General features: G+C 49.3%; 13 protein-coding genes and 1 other annotated feature. Of the genes, 8 read left to right on the forward strand and 5 right to left on the reverse strand.

Annotation, left to right across the window (positions count from 1 at the left end; genetic code table 11):
* Positions 1-15: 15 nt before the first annotated feature.
* The 4 genes from AMS66_RS25615 to ku form a co-directional block, all read right to left on the reverse strand.
* Positions 16-981 (reverse strand): ATP-dependent DNA ligase, encoded by a 966-nt coding sequence (locus tag AMS66_RS25615; protein ID WP_053783468.1) that lies wholly within the window; start codon positions 979-981, stop codon positions 16-18.
* A 59-nt stretch (positions 982-1,040) separates the two neighbouring features.
* Positions 1,041-2,138 carry a GerAB/ArcD/ProY family transporter gene (locus AMS66_RS25620; RefSeq protein ID WP_053783469.1) on the reverse strand — a complete coding sequence of 366 codons (1,098 nt, stop codon included), beginning with the start codon at positions 2,136-2,138 and terminating at the stop codon, positions 1,041-1,043.
* 210 nt (positions 2,139-2,348) lie between these two features.
* A complete protein-coding gene (locus AMS66_RS25625; RefSeq protein WP_053783470.1) occupies positions 2,349-3,218 on the reverse strand; it encodes a VOC family protein in 870 nt (289 codons plus the stop codon).
* Positions 3,219-3,520: 302 nt separating this feature from the next.
* Complete coding sequence (ku, locus tag AMS66_RS25630; protein WP_053783471.1) at positions 3,521-4,432, reverse strand: non-homologous end joining protein Ku; 912 nt, start codon at positions 4,430-4,432, stop codon at positions 3,521-3,523.
* Between the two features lie 197 nt (positions 4,433-4,629).
* Between ku and AMS66_RS25635 the strand changes: the two genes are divergently transcribed.
* From AMS66_RS25635 to AMS66_RS25665, 8 genes are all read left to right on the forward strand, one after another.
* Positions 4,630-4,926: a hypothetical protein gene (locus AMS66_RS25635; protein WP_053783472.1), complete on the forward strand. Its 297-nt coding sequence runs from the start codon at positions 4,630-4,632 to the stop codon at positions 4,924-4,926.
* A 2-nt stretch (positions 4,927-4,928) separates the two neighbouring features.
* Positions 4,929-5,105: an H-type small acid-soluble spore protein gene (locus AMS66_RS25640; protein WP_053783520.1), complete on the forward strand. Its 177-nt coding sequence runs from the start codon at positions 4,929-4,931 to the stop codon at positions 5,103-5,105.
* A 196-nt stretch (positions 5,106-5,301) separates the two neighbouring features.
* Positions 5,302-5,784, forward strand: coding sequence for a tRNA (adenosine(37)-N6)-threonylcarbamoyltransferase complex ATPase subunit type 1 TsaE (gene tsaE, locus AMS66_RS25645; protein ID WP_053783473.1), 483 nt, complete (start codon positions 5,302-5,304; stop codon positions 5,782-5,784).
* Positions 5,785-5,786: 2 nt separating this feature from the next.
* Complete coding sequence (tsaB, locus tag AMS66_RS25650) at positions 5,787-6,635, forward strand: tRNA (adenosine(37)-N6)-threonylcarbamoyltransferase complex dimerization subunit type 1 TsaB (protein WP_053783521.1); 849 nt, start codon at positions 5,787-5,789, stop codon at positions 6,633-6,635.
* Positions 6,636-6,652: 17 nt separating this feature from the next.
* Complete coding sequence (gene rimI, locus AMS66_RS25655; RefSeq protein ID WP_024632864.1) at positions 6,653-7,174, forward strand: ribosomal protein S18-alanine N-acetyltransferase; 522 nt, start codon at positions 6,653-6,655, stop codon at positions 7,172-7,174.
* Complete coding sequence (gene tsaD / locus AMS66_RS25660; protein ID WP_053783474.1) at positions 7,171-8,226, forward strand: tRNA (adenosine(37)-N6)-threonylcarbamoyltransferase complex transferase subunit TsaD; 1,056 nt, start codon at positions 7,171-7,173, stop codon at positions 8,224-8,226. The genes rimI and tsaD overlap by 4 nt, the downstream gene beginning before the upstream one ends.
* A 392-nt stretch (positions 8,227-8,618) precedes the next feature.
* Positions 8,619-8,762, forward strand: coding sequence for a hypothetical protein (locus tag AMS66_RS34875; RefSeq protein WP_456238484.1), 144 nt, complete (start codon positions 8,619-8,621; stop codon positions 8,760-8,762).
* Positions 8,737-9,080, forward strand: a binding site (T-box leader). (Overlaps the previous gene by 26 nt.)
* Positions 9,081-9,292: 212 nt before the next feature.
* Positions 9,293-10,849, forward strand: coding sequence for a 2-isopropylmalate synthase (locus tag AMS66_RS25665; protein WP_053783475.1), 1,557 nt, complete (start codon positions 9,293-9,295; stop codon positions 10,847-10,849).
* A 558-nt stretch (positions 10,850-11,407) separates the two neighbouring features.
* On the opposite strand, the gene AMS66_RS25670 is transcribed toward AMS66_RS25665, so the two are convergent.
* Positions 11,408-13,366: an ABC-F family ATP-binding cassette domain-containing protein gene (locus tag AMS66_RS25670; protein ID WP_053783476.1), complete on the reverse strand. Its 1,959-nt coding sequence runs from the start codon at positions 13,364-13,366 to the stop codon at positions 11,408-11,410.
* Positions 13,367-13,445: the final 79 nt, after the last annotated feature.

The following is a 13,445-nucleotide window of genomic DNA, read 5'->3' on the forward strand; positions in this document are numbered from 1 at the left end:
GATGGAAAAAGTGGTCTATTGTTCAGGAACAAGATGACTGATCTGGCTGATCTGACACTCCTCATGTGTTACTGAAGCAAAAGTCTGGATACTGGGATGGCGTAGTGTTCGATGATGGGTAAGTTCCATGAATTGCACTTTGACACCGATCTGTGGTTCGATCCATGTCGTCTCCGCGCTTCTCTCGGGTACATTATAAAACGGTCTGTCCTGGCGAATGAGAGACTGTACTTCCTCGGTTAGTTCACGCCAGGAGTCCGAGTTCAGTTTACCAGTGCCGACATGACCAATATAGACAAAGTTAGGCCCATCGTATACACCGACTGCGATTGCATTGACGATACCGCTGCGGTAGGTGACCCCGCCAATCATCGCATATAGATCGTGGAAAATTTTGACCTTCTGCCAGCGTTGATCCTTACCGTTGATTCCATAGGTACTGGAAAGGTCTTTACATACAATTCCCTCCATCTGGTGCTGTCTCATCACAGTGAGCAGGGCGTCTGGATCTGGCGTGTTGGTCACCTCCTGAACATGGGGAGCAGCATTCAGAACTTGATGCAGCAAACGTTGGCGTTCTGCAAGAGGCTGATCTGTGACCCATACCCCATCGCAGAAAAGAATATCAAATACCATATAAGTCACCGGAATCTGGTTTACAGCTTGGGCAATGCCATCCGGTCTGCTCATGCGATCTCGCCGCAGCACGTGATAGAAGGACGGTTTTCCCGTATCCGGGTCAAGGGCAATAATCTCTCCATCCAAAATATAAGAAGGGACGGAGCACAGATTGCGTGGCTGGACCAACTCAGGATATTGTGCAGTTCGGTTGTGTAATCTGCGATTAATCAACTGAATTCCCTGTCCGTCCTCGTAAGCAAGCATGCGGACCCCATCCCATTTGATTTGGGCAATCCAGTTTGGCCCGATAGGAATCACATCTCGGGAAATAGGTTCAAAAGGAACCAGGGGATTGAACATGTATTGAAAACTCCTTTCCTCTATCAAATGTGTATGGAGGTTGATCCCCTAGTGCAAGTTTAACCCTTCCGCAGTCGTGTCTTTAGTTTATGTACCATAATGAGCAGCAAAGGAATCCCGATGCCACAGGTCAGGTCCCAATCAATCCAATACGGAATAACAACTTTGAGATAGAAATTTTCGTTGGGAGCTAGAACAATGGACATGGCCAGAATCAACATGGCACAAGGAAAAATGAGTGGACGATAGCTGGACAATTTGAAGAGATGGGTGATTCCGAGTACAAAGCTATAGAAGAACAGAATGCTTTTGAAAAAGACGGCAATAATCCAGACGGAAGCCATAAATGCCTCAATGCGCTGCAAAAAGTTGCCTATATTGATCTTCAGCGACAGATTAAATGCTGCGAACCAATGGTGCTGCGTCATAAATGGACCCATGACCAGCAGACAGATGGTTAGCGTTAGGGTAAGCATCAATCCTCCTATGATGGCTGCCAGAAGGATATCCTTTTCCCAATGTGCTTCCTTTTTGGCATAAGGAAAGAGCATAAGAAAGATGCACAATTCACAATAAGGATAGGTAAGCACAGCGACAAAGCCTTTAAAGGGATTTAGAAAGCCTTCCGCGAGAACGGGCTTGATGTTGTCCAGATGTGAATGTGGGAACAGACAGACAGTCAGAATGAGCAGGAACAGCACGATCAGGGGAAGAAATATCTCGGCACTCCTGCCGATAGGTTCCAGACCAGAAAGGAGTCCCAAAGCAAGGGTAGAAACAAAGAGCAAATTCACAATTAGGAGCGGGGATTCAGGCAGGATCTGTGTCGTCATGAAGTCCCCAATTTCTCTTATGAACGCGGAGGTACCCATTAGAAAATAGAATAGATAAAAACAGCTGATCAAAGCCCCGATCCAGGGCCCAAGAGTATGCAGTGCATGTTGAATCAGATTCATTCGGGGCTGCAGTTTGTATACAACGAGCATGATGGACAAGACCCCGGCTCCTCCAGCAACGCCCAATAATGCGGACAACCATGCATCCTGATGCGCATACGATGTGATCATCGAGGGGAAGACGATAATCTGTTCACCAATCGTGCATAAGAACATCAGGGAGCCCAGTTGTCTTACAGTTAAATGCCCCTTTTCAATCATGTGGGTTCTCCTTCGCATGTCGATCTAGATATTTGGTTAGGATGCACCAATTACACCAATTTTATTAGGAAATGGATAAAGGCATATATCAACATAAAAAAGGTGGGCAAAAAAGCCCGGACAACTAATTTCCCCAGATGAAGAGAGGAAATTTGTGTTCGGGCTAGTTAGAGTACTCTACGCACAGCATTCACGTCACGGATTCCCGTGTCAGCTCGTAGTGGTCAAGCGAATGCGAATATTCTGTGGATCTACAGTAAACCAGTCTTTACCTTGCTGTTCAATAGAAGTATTCGATTGACGCAGTTGTTCTACGGCTTGTTCCAATTGTTCTTTTCCGTCATAAATGATGGTGAAGTAGTCAATTCCCGTCGCATTGTCCGGATTTACAGGTGCACCTGCACCAGCCCAAATGTTTAGCCGGATGTGATGGTGATAACCGCCTGCGGACACAAACAGGGCGGACATGTTGGCGAAGTTACCAACGATATCAAAACCAAGCACTCCCGTATAGAAACGACGTGACTCTTCCAGACTGCGTACATGGAAATGAACATGACCAATGACTGTTCCGGCAGGCAGACCTTGCCATGGCTCGTTTGCGGCCAGAGCGAACAGGCTATCTACATCAATGGGATCACTTGACATAATGTAGTTATTGTCTGCATCCCGTTTCCAGGTGTCCCGGGCACGATCTGCATAGATTTCGATACCGTTCTGATCCGGGTCGGAAATGTAGAATGCTTCACTGACCAGATGATCACCCTGACCAATTTCGATGCCGGATTCAGCCAGATTACGGAGGGCAAGGCCCAGTGATTTGCGGTCAGGCAGCAGGATGGCGAAGTGATATAGGCCTGAAGTGGAGCGAACAGGCATCGTCACTGCATCGGTTAACTTCTCAAGGCGCAGAAGGGACTGCTTTCCATCGGCTGTCAATGTAGCGATTTTTTCACTGCGTTCAAGCAGTTTCAGCCCGACAACCTCGGTGTAAAATTGAATGGATCGTTCCAAATTGCTGATTCGCAGACTTACTTCACCCAGATGGGTTGTAGCAGGAATTTGATAAGTAGTAGTCATAATGAGTTCCTCCTGAAAACAAGTTTAGTTGGATTGTTTAGATTCTGTCCTAGGCAATGTAATAGAGCTATTGTAATGTCTTGCTCATGTTGATATGAGGCTCAACTGTACATTCATAAATAAGTTACTTTTCATAAGTTAATATAAAATATAAATCAACTTTCGTCAATTGTATTTTCGGTTTTGGTGTGATCATTTTGGTGTGAGTATTACTGCAATGATGGACTAAAAAAAATCCGGCTTCAGGGCCGGATCTCCAATGTTGATGTTGAGGCAAAGCGAAACTCTTTGCTGCTTGCCGCTTACGCCTTGGGCTTAGACGCAGCCTTCTTTCTTTTGGTAGGAGCAGGAGTCTCTGTTTCTCCCCCAGCTGTCGCTTGTACCGAAGTTTTCTTGGGAGCACGTTTCTTGGGTTTGGCTGTGGTGGTTCCGGGATCGGTTGGAATGGGCTTCACAGCTTCTATACTTGCTTGCAGTGCTGCCATTAAATCCATGACATTGGCTTCCGGTTTGGCTGGAGCGATCTTGATTTCTTCACCTGCAACTTTGTGATTGATCAGATCCAGCAGTTTGGCACGGTAGTCGTCTGTATATTTACCGGGTTCAAAAGGAGTAGATAATTGATCAATCAGCAGTTTTGCCATCGTCAATTCCTTCTCGTTTACGTTCAGAACCTCGGGCAGGTTGGGAACCTGAGAGACGGGACGGATCTCGTCCGGATAGAAAATGGTTTCCATGGAGAGGCAATCGTCCAGTACACGGATCGCAGCCAAACTGCTTTTGGAACGAATGGATATTTTGGCGATGCCAATCTTGCCTGTATCGCGCATGGCAGTCATTAACAGCTGATATGCATTTCCACCGGCTTGATCGGGGGAGAGGTAATACGTTTTTTGAAAATAAATCGGATCAATCTCTGTTAAATCCACAAAATCCAGAATGGTAATGGTTTTGCTGCTGGAATCATTTAACGCCTCAAGTTCGTCCTTCTCGAACAAGACGAATTTGCCTTTCTCATACTCATATCCTTTGGTGATCTCTTCCCATTGAACCTCAACTTCGCAGGAAGGACATTTACGTACATAAGCAAGTGGGCTGCCGCAGACTTTGTGAATATAACGCATGGAGATGTCTTTGTCTTCGGTAGCCGAAAACATTTTGACAGGAACATGAACCAGACCAAAGCTAATGGCACCTTTCCAGACCGTATGCATAAACGGCTCCTTTCCGAGAACATTTTATGAATAGTATGGGCATTTCACGGGCGGGATAACCGTATTTCCTCGGAAGCGGTATGCTTCACAAAGAGTGGGGGATGATAACAGAAACATCCTTAAGATCTGCGATGTAAAACGCTGGTTTTGAAAGAGGATGATGTTAGTTATCAACTATCACGTCAGGAGGTACTCCTATGAAGAACAAACGAGACGAAGCTGAAGCTCATGCCCATACGTTCTCTCCGTATCCTCGTGCCAAGTCGGAAGGGTCTGAAGGTTTTCATACACCTGCAACAGCGGTTAACTGGGAGGCTGTCACATCAGAAGAGCTGCCGCTTGACAGGGAGTCTTTCATGCTGGACATTGACCGGATGGTGAATGAGGGTCTGGGCGGTGGACAAGTCACGGAAGATAACGGTTATATCGGTGAAAGTACGACAGATAGCATGGTGCGGGAATCGCATGATGATCCGGAAGGGGAGTATGAATAATGTTGGATGTGAAACGCGCGAAAGCCATTTATGATTCCAAAGATACGATTGCAGTTACATTGGAAGGAGATCCGGTCTGGATCGAAAATGTGGATGAAGCCAATGGCATGGCAACGGTGCAGGTAGGCAGCAGACCGGGGAATACCCAGACTGTGCGTGTAGATCGTTTGGAAGAATAGAAGGCGAAAGGACATGCTGTGGGATGTCCAAGAAAGGCCGGTGCCGTCAGGGGCCGGTTTATTTGTCATTCGTGTGAATGTTGGCTTGGCTTCTGACCTTCTTCTGTTCCTTCGATGTTGCGGGGGAAGAATGGGACCGATATAATAAGGTTCAAAGTGAACTCAGGCGGCTGGACCGCCAAAGGTGGGGCGTATATTGAATCAGACGCATGAGCAGTGGGTGTATCATTCCCATGGCATTGCAGATACAGAAGTACTCGCGTCCGCACTCGCTGAACAGGCAACCGCCGGCATGGTGATTGCACTGGACGGTGATCTGGGTGCGGGCAAAACGGCATTTTCACAGAAGTTTGCCTGGCATTTGGGTGTACGTGATGTGGTCAACAGCCCCACGTTTACACTGATTAAGGAATATGAAGGGCGTCTGCCCTTGTATCACATGGATGTGTATCGCATATCGCTGGAAGAAGCGGACGAGCTTGGACTTGATGAGTATTTCTATGGAGCCGGAGTTAGTCTGGTAGAATGGTCCAGCATCATTCCCGAATTGCTGCCGCAGGAACACTTACATGTGCAGATTGAGACGACGGGTCCGGAGGATCGAACGATTACGCTGGATGGGTATGGCGAGACGTATGCTGCCATGTGCCGACAGTTCAGACAGAATGGAGTCAAATGATGATGGAAGATTTACAAAAAAAGCCGCGCCAGCGGTTTTTGGCGTTGGATACCTCGACTGCGGTGATGGCAGCCTCAGTAATGGAAGGCCACGCCCTTCTGGAAGAACGCAATGAACGGGCAGAACGCAACCATTCGGTACACGTCGTGCCTGTAATGGAGCAGCTGCTGGAGGCCAGCAGCACGCAGCCGGGACAGCTGGACGGCATTGCCGTCGGCATTGGCCCGGGCTCGTACACGGGCATCCGCATTGCGGTGACCGCGGCGAAAACGCTAGCCTGGGCGTGGGACATCCCCGTTGCCGGGGTGTCCAGCCTTCAGGCCCTGGCCTGGGGCGGCTGGCACAGCGGCCTCGCCGCCAAGGCCGAAGCTGCGGCAGAGGATGCCGCAGCAGGGGCTGGCGGAACGCCATCCGCGGACCAGGGCAGCACGGGTGCCGCCCCTGTCCACTGGATCGTTCCGCTTGTGGATGCACGGCGCGGTCAAGCCTATACCGCGCTGTTTGCCTCCGCCGGGAGCGCTGCGCCCCGGCGGCTGGCACCGGATGCCATCCGTCTGGTGGACGGATGGCTTGAAGCCCTCGCCACCCGCATGGCGGAGGCGGCGCCGGAAGAGCGGCCCGCTGCCGTCTGGATTGTCGGCGAGACGGGCCCGCATGCGGCGGCAGCGGCTGAGCTTCGCTGCCCCGCAGGAACGGCGCTCCAGCTCGTGCCCTATGAGCTGGAGGGCCGCTGGGTTGGGCGCCTAGGCGCCGAAGCGCTGCTTGCAGGTCAGCGAGATGACGTGCATGCACTGGTGCCCAACTATACCCAGCTGGCTGAAGCGGAAGCCAATCTGCTGCGCAAAGGCTAAAGGGGGAGGGGAAGCAGATGGACAACGTGGAGAAAGAAGAGCAGGAAGCAGCGCTTCAGTTCAGGTTCATGACTCTGGATGACATTCCCGATGTAATGATTATTGAACATGAAGCCTTCACCCTGCCCTGGACGGAAGAAGCGTTTCAGAATGAATTGACACACAATCATTTTGCGAAATATATGGTCATGGAATTGGAAGGAACGGCGATCGGCTATGCCGGCATGTGGACGATCATGGATGAAGCTCACATTACCAATATTGCGGTCAGGGAAGCCTATCGTGGACGCAAGCTGGGCGAGAAGCTGCTGGACGAATTGATGAGAACAGCGGCTTATCTCGGGATGGAACGAATGACCCTGGAAGTCAGGGTTTCGAATCGGATTGCCCAGAGCTTGTATCAGAAAAAAGGGTTTGAATCGGCGGGTCTTCGCAAAGGCTATTACTCCGACAATGGGGAGGATGCGATGATTATGTGGGCGAATTTGCCGCCCGCAGACCGAAGCGGCGAAGAGGAAGGAAGCGTAACGGATTCATGAATGATTTCAATGAAAAGCTAAGTTCGACACCATCTTATATATTGGCCGTGGAGACAAGCTGTGATGAAACATCCGTAGCGGTAGTCAAGGATGGACGGGAAGTGCTGTCCAATCTGATCTCAAGTCAGATCGAGACACATAAGGCATTTGGCGGGGTTGTGCCTGAAGTGGCTTCACGTAAACACGTTGAAGTCATTACATTGATGTTGGAGCAGGCTATTGAGCAATCGGGCATTCGTCCGCGCGATTTGAGTGCGATCGCCGTGACACAAGGGCCTGGTCTGGTTGGTGCATTGCTGGTCGGCATCGTTGCAGCCAAAACCATGGCCATGGCCCTTGGCAAACCGCTCATTGGTACACATCATATTGCAGGACATATCTATGCCAACAGACTTACCCATGAGCTGCAATATCCAGCGATGGCATTGGTTGTTTCGGGTGGTCATACAGAGCTTGTGCATATGGAATCCGAAGGCAAGTTCAAACTGATCGGGCGTACGCGTGACGACGCGGTAGGCGAAGCTTATGACAAAGTGGCGCGTGCACTGGGTTGTCCCTACCCGGGAGGACCACATGTGGACCGGATGGCTGCTGAAGCCGAGCAGGCGGTACCTTTGCCGCGCGTCTGGCTTGAAGCGGATTCGTATGATTTCAGCCTTAGCGGCTTAAAATCTGCTGTACTGAATGTGTTGAATCAAGCCAAAATGCGCGGAGAAACGCTTGAACCATCTGTTGTGGCAAGGGGCTTCCAGGAAGCTGTTGTTGAAGTGCTGGTAGAGAAAGCGGTAAGGGCTGTCCGTGAGTATGGATCACGTCAATTGTTGTTATGCGGTGGCGTTGCTGCAAACCGGGGATTGCGTTCAGCTTTGCAGGAGCGTTGTGCCAAGGAAGGGCTCGAATTGCTGATCCCGCCGATGGAGTATTGTACCGACAATGCAGCGATGATTGGAGCTGCGGCATATTTGAAGTGGCAGCGGGGAGAAATCTCGGAATTCGATGCCAAAGCAGATCCTGGACTTTCACTTGAGGCATGGTCTGTTCAATCGCTATAGACAGGCAGATGTATATGAAGACTTGACAGCCTCATGTGAAGACTGTATATTAATTACAAATTAAAACGGGAATTTAGATTCCTGAACTGAAAACGCAATGAACAGGAACAGTAGGGTATTTCCCGGTCTTAGAGAGCTGCGGGGTGGTGCAACGCAGTCGAAGGAAACCTGAAACTCACCTGGAAGCGGAACGATGGAACACGGTAACTCCCTGGGAGAAGCCGAAGGCCGATGATGGCCCAAAGTACATGGTTACGGGTTGCCTCCGTGAATGGGCCGTTGTTGATGGGATCCGGATGACATATCGGTAGAAGATCAACAATAACTGAGGGGGCTTTTGTCACTTTGGGCAATGATACGGTATGGACGCATACAGGATCAGCTCGAAGGAAATGAAAGTCAACAAGAGTGGTACCGCGAAGGTGAACAGCCTGTCGTCTCTTGCATTATTGCAGGAGATGGCAGGCTTTTTTGATTTTCAAAATGGTGATGAATTCATGATCACATATCATAAATGTAATGAACGGGAGCAGTAAAACGATAAAGCGCACAGAGAGCTGCGGGGTGGTGCGACGCAGTGGCTGGAATCGTTTGAATCTCGCCCGGGAACGGAGCTGTGGAAGCATGGAGACCAATGTCTCATCCCATTGTCCTTATGGACGAAAGGGCATGTGGTACACAGCAACGGCTAACCCCCGTTACAGGGTGTTTCTCCGGCTGTTGGTTGTACGTGTTGCATGTACGCATAGACAATCGATATGGCTGGAGATGACGAGGTGGATGGTGCCTGGCGCAAGCCTGGACCATCAAGCAAGAGTGGTACCGCGGAGGGATAATAACCCGCCGTCTCTTAGATGAGATGGCGGGTTATTTGTGTTTGCTGTCGGCAGCAGGGTGGGCGATGGAAATCCATAATCACGGTTAAAAAGAAATACACCGGGTGTGCAAGTCGACGTGCACGCCGGCATGGAATGCAAAATGAATAAACATAGAAAACGGGAAATGAATATCTCGTTCACATCCCCAATAACCAATATACATTCAAATTTGATGGAGGTTGATGAATATGACAACGAACAATAACAAACGAATGATTGAGATTTTTGATACAACACTGCGCGATGGAGAGCAAGCACCGGGAGCGAGTCTGCAGCCTGAGCAAAAAATTGAACTGGCACATCAGTTGGCTTCTCTGGGCATTGACGTCATCGAGCCTGGATTCCCGATCTCAAGTCCAGGTGAGTTCGCGGCGGTTCAGGCGATTTCCAGACAACTGCAAAACGTGGAGATTTGCGGATTCGCGCGTGCGGTCAAAGGGGATATTGATGCAGCCGTTCGAGCAACGGCTGACGCAGCACGCCGCCGGATTCACCTGTTTATCTCCTCTTCGGACATCCATATTGAGCATCAACTGCGCCGTCCGCGCAGTGAAGTTGTAGCTACTGCGCGGGAGATGGTCTCCTATGCGCGTCAGTTCACGGATATAGTGGAATTCACCGCCATGGATGCAGCACGCACGAAGATGGACGATCTGATTGAGATGGTTGAAGTAGCCATTGAAGCAGGCGCAAGTATTATCAATTTGCCAGATACGGTCGGGTACGCACTGCCGCATGAATATGGAGAGATGTTCCGTCAGGTACGTGAGGGTGCAAGAGGCGGAGACAAGGTTCGCTACAGCGCACACTGTCATAATGATCTGGGCCTTGCGGTTGCGAACAGTCTGGCTGCGATTGCCAACGGTGCTTCCCAAATTGAAGTAACCATTAACGGTGTGGGAGAACGGACGGGCAACTGTGCACTGGAGGAACTGATTATGGCTCTGGAAACGCGGGGAGACGTGATTGGCGCAACAACGAATATCAAACTGAACCAGATGTATGAGACATCGCGTCAGATTAGCCGTGCGATGCATTTCCCGATTGCCTACAACAAACCGGTGGTAGGACGCAACGCCTTCCAGCATGAGTCTGGTATCCATCAGGATGGTCTGCTCAAGAATCGGAGTACGTATGAGATTATGGACCCGGAAGCGCTGGGAATTCCGCGCAGCATGATTATTCTGGGCAAACATTCCGGTCGTCACGCTTTGAAAGATCGGGTTCGCAAATATGGTTTTGAACCGGATGAGCAGCAGATGGAACAACTGTATGAGGTATTTAAAGAAACCGCCGATCAACAAAAAGTGGTCAGTGATGACCAGTTATTGCAGATGGTGAGCCAAACCATGAATATCCCTGCGCAGGATTATGAGCTGATTGAATTGCAGGTAACAGCAGGAAGTATGACCGATCGAATGGCAGCAGTTCGCATTCGAACAAGTGCAGGAGAGCAATCCTACTCGGCTGTCGGCGGTGGTCCGGTAGATGCAACCATTCGTGCGATTGGTCAAAGTATTTCGGACGATATTACGTTTGTCGATATGGAGATGCACGCGCTGAGCGGAGGAGAGGCTGCAAGTGCGGAAGCTGCGGTTACCGTGGAGCGTGCAGGACGTGAATTCAGAGGGACTGCAACTCATAATGATATTGTCATGGCTGCGGGTCTGGCGTATGTTGCAGCTTGTAATGCTGCCGGATTGAAGGTAGAGACTTCCGAGAGTGATGAACCTGTGCATGCGTAGATAGTACTCCGTCAAATCACATAAATTTGTGATCAAAAGCCGACAAGAGGCAGGCCTTGAATACAGAGGTCTGCTTTTGTCCTTTTATAGGAGATGAAAATGGATGAACGACTACGTTTGTCAAGATGTGATTATAGTTATCCACATATCCAGTGCAATTTGTGGGTAACTATATCAAAGTCAAACCAGTAATGTTTTCGAAAATAAAAGGCGTTAGGGGATAAAAAAGCCTCTATATATCCACAAAGTTGTGGATAATGTGCATAACTCGGTGGATAAATATGGTTTTTGTGCAAAAAAAGCTATTCTACCGCCGTATAATTAAATGAAGTGAATTGCTTGCTATCTTTCTTTTTTGTGGATAAATATGAGACTGCCGAGTGGAAAAATATTTTTCGGAATTCGGGTAGATTTGACAAATATGAAAACAACCTTGTCAAATCTCTTTCGTTATAATTAACAAAAAAGCTGACCCCGTCAAGGAATCAGCTTTTACTGTTGTTACTTGTTCGGCACAGGAGAGCAGTCTGGATTAGAATGAAAAGAGTCATCTGCCTGCTATTCCAAAGCTAATTCTTCCCACTCTTCATACGCCTTGGCAAGTTGAAGCTTGTGATCCTCCGCTGATTCTTGGAGTTCTTGCAGCTTCATATAATCCTGATATATTTCAGGCAGAGCCATCTGTGCCTCAAGCTCCGTGATTTCCGTTTCCAGCTTCGCAATTTGCTGTTCCAGAGCCTCCTGCTTGCGCTGGCGATTACGTTCTTCCCGCTTGGCCTGCTTGTCCGCTTCGAATGAGGCGGCACCGGATTTTTCGGTTGCGGATAGGCTTGGATCAGATTTGGGCGAGTTTTTGGAAGAGGCCTGACGTGCTTCCGCAGCTTCGCGCGCAATGTCCTCAAGCTCCTGTTTCTTCTCCACATAATCATCATAATTGCCTAGATAATGCTCTGTACCTCCGGGATGCAGTTCGACAATACGCTCAGCCATTTTATTGAGGAAATACCGGTCATGAGAGATGAATAGCAATGTGCCCTCATAATCCATCAGCGCCGCTTCAAGCACTTCTTTGGCAAATAGGTCGAGATGGTTCGTAGGCTCATCCAGAATGAGCATGTTGGCTTCCTTAAGCATGAGCTTGGAGAGAGAGACACGTGCTTTTTCTCCACCACTGAGCGATGAGATTTTTTTGAGAACATCATCTCCACTGAACAGGAAGTTGCCAAGCACTGTACGAATCCGCGCTTCCTCCATGCCGGGATAGGCACTCCACAGCTCTTCCAATACGGTATTGGAAGGGTTAAGTCCCGTCTGCTCCTGATCATAATAGCCAATCTGCACCTTGGTTCCCCATTGGATCTCACCGCTTACGGGGCGTAAACTTCCAGTGAGGCATTTCAGCAAGGTGGATTTTCCGATTCCGTTCGGCCCTATCAAAGCAACCGTTTCCCCGCGTCTTAGATCAAAAGATACATTGCGGAACAACGGCGAAGCCTCATCGTAGGCAACCGAAAGCTGATCCACCCGGAGCACTTCCTTGCCTGACATGACAGCCGTCTCAAAAGAGAAGTGAGCTTTTTTCAGATCTCCCATTGGTTTATCGAGTCGATCCATCTTATCGAGTGCCTTGCGGCGGCTCTGCGCCCGTTTGGTCGTCGAAGCACGTACGATATTCTTCTGAACAAACTCCTCCATCTTGGAGATTTCATCCTGTTGTTTCTCATATTGCTTCATCTGGCTTTCATACTCGGCAGCTTTGAGTTCCATGTACCGACTGTAATTGCCCGTATATTTTTTGGAGCGGTGCCGTTCGATCTCCACGATGGTTGTGACAAGCCGGTCGAGGAAATACCGGTCATGGGATACAACGAGCAGGGCACCGGAATAACCTCTTAGGTAATCTTCAAGCCACGTCAGGGTGGCGATATCGAGATAGTTGGTAGGCTCGTCCAACATGAGCAGGTCAGGGGCTTGAAGCAAAATGCGAGCAAGCGCAAGACGTGTCTTTTGCCCGCCGCTCAGAGTAGCAATTGGGGTATTTGGTGAGAATTCACCGAACCCCATCCCGTGCAGAATACTGCGAATACGGGTTTCCATCTCATAACCGCCGTGATCCTTGAACCAGTCAGAGCGTTTGGCATAACGCTCAAGCAAATCGGCATATTTTTTTTCATCTTCCATCTGAGCCGGGTCGGCAATATCCTGTTCCATTTGACGCAACTCGGCTTCTGCCTGGGTCAGATGAGCGAACACATTCATCATTTCTTCCCAAATGGAGCGATCGGATTGCAGTCCGCTGTTCTGCGCGAGGTAACCAAGCGTTGTTTCCTTGGATTTGAAAATCTGTCCGCCATCGTAGGACATTTCCCCAGCCACGATTTTGAGCAAAGTGGATTTCCCTGCGCCATTAACACCAACGAGGCCGATGCGCTCGCGTTCTAATATTTGTAAGTTCACGCCGTCCAGGATTGGATCGACACCAAAACGTTTGATAATTCCGGATACTTGCAGCAGCATAAAATTAAGTTCCTCCATAGGTCCAGTTCTTGATTTGACAACTACATCCCAGTTTACATGAAATACTGAGCAAATGCAC

Origin of the sequence: Paenibacillus xylanivorans, assembly GCF_001280595.1 — a bacterium.
Classification (GTDB): Bacteria; Bacillota; Bacilli; order Paenibacillales; family Paenibacillaceae; genus Paenibacillus; species Paenibacillus xylanivorans.

What these genes read in the sequence shown, in the direction of transcription:
- AMS66_RS25615 (WP_053783468.1), bottom strand. Translation starts at nt 981, where the DNA reads ATGTTCAATCCCCTGGTTCCTTTTGAACCTATTTCCCGAGATGTGATT.
- AMS66_RS25620 (WP_053783469.1), bottom strand. Translation starts at nt 2,138, where the DNA reads ATGATTGAAAAGGGGCATTTAACTGTAAGACAACTGGGCTCCCTGATG.
- AMS66_RS25625 (WP_053783470.1), bottom strand. Translation starts at nt 3,218, where the DNA reads ATGACTACTACTTATCAAATTCCTGCTACAACCCATCTGGGTGAAGTA.
- ku (WP_053783471.1), bottom strand. Translation starts at nt 4,432, where the DNA reads ATGCATACGGTCTGGAAAGGTGCCATTAGCTTTGGTCTGGTTCATGTT.
- AMS66_RS25635 (WP_053783472.1), top strand. Translation starts at nt 4,630, where the DNA reads ATGAAGAACAAACGAGACGAAGCTGAAGCTCATGCCCATACGTTCTCT.
- tsaB (WP_053783521.1), top strand. Translation starts at nt 5,787, where the DNA reads ATGGAAGATTTACAAAAAAAGCCGCGCCAGCGGTTTTTGGCGTTGGAT.
- rimI (WP_024632864.1), top strand. Translation starts at nt 6,653, where the DNA reads ATGGACAACGTGGAGAAAGAAGAGCAGGAAGCAGCGCTTCAGTTCAGG.
- tsaD (WP_053783474.1), top strand. Translation starts at nt 7,171, where the DNA reads ATGAATGATTTCAATGAAAAGCTAAGTTCGACACCATCTTATATATTG.
- AMS66_RS34875 (WP_456238484.1), top strand. Translation starts at nt 8,619, where the DNA reads ATGAAAGTCAACAAGAGTGGTACCGCGAAGGTGAACAGCCTGTCGTCT.
- AMS66_RS25665 (WP_053783475.1), top strand. Translation starts at nt 9,293, where the DNA reads ATGACAACGAACAATAACAAACGAATGATTGAGATTTTTGATACAACA.
- AMS66_RS25670 (WP_053783476.1), bottom strand. Translation starts at nt 13,366, where the DNA reads ATGCTGCTGCAAGTATCCGGAATTATCAAACGTTTTGGTGTCGATCCA.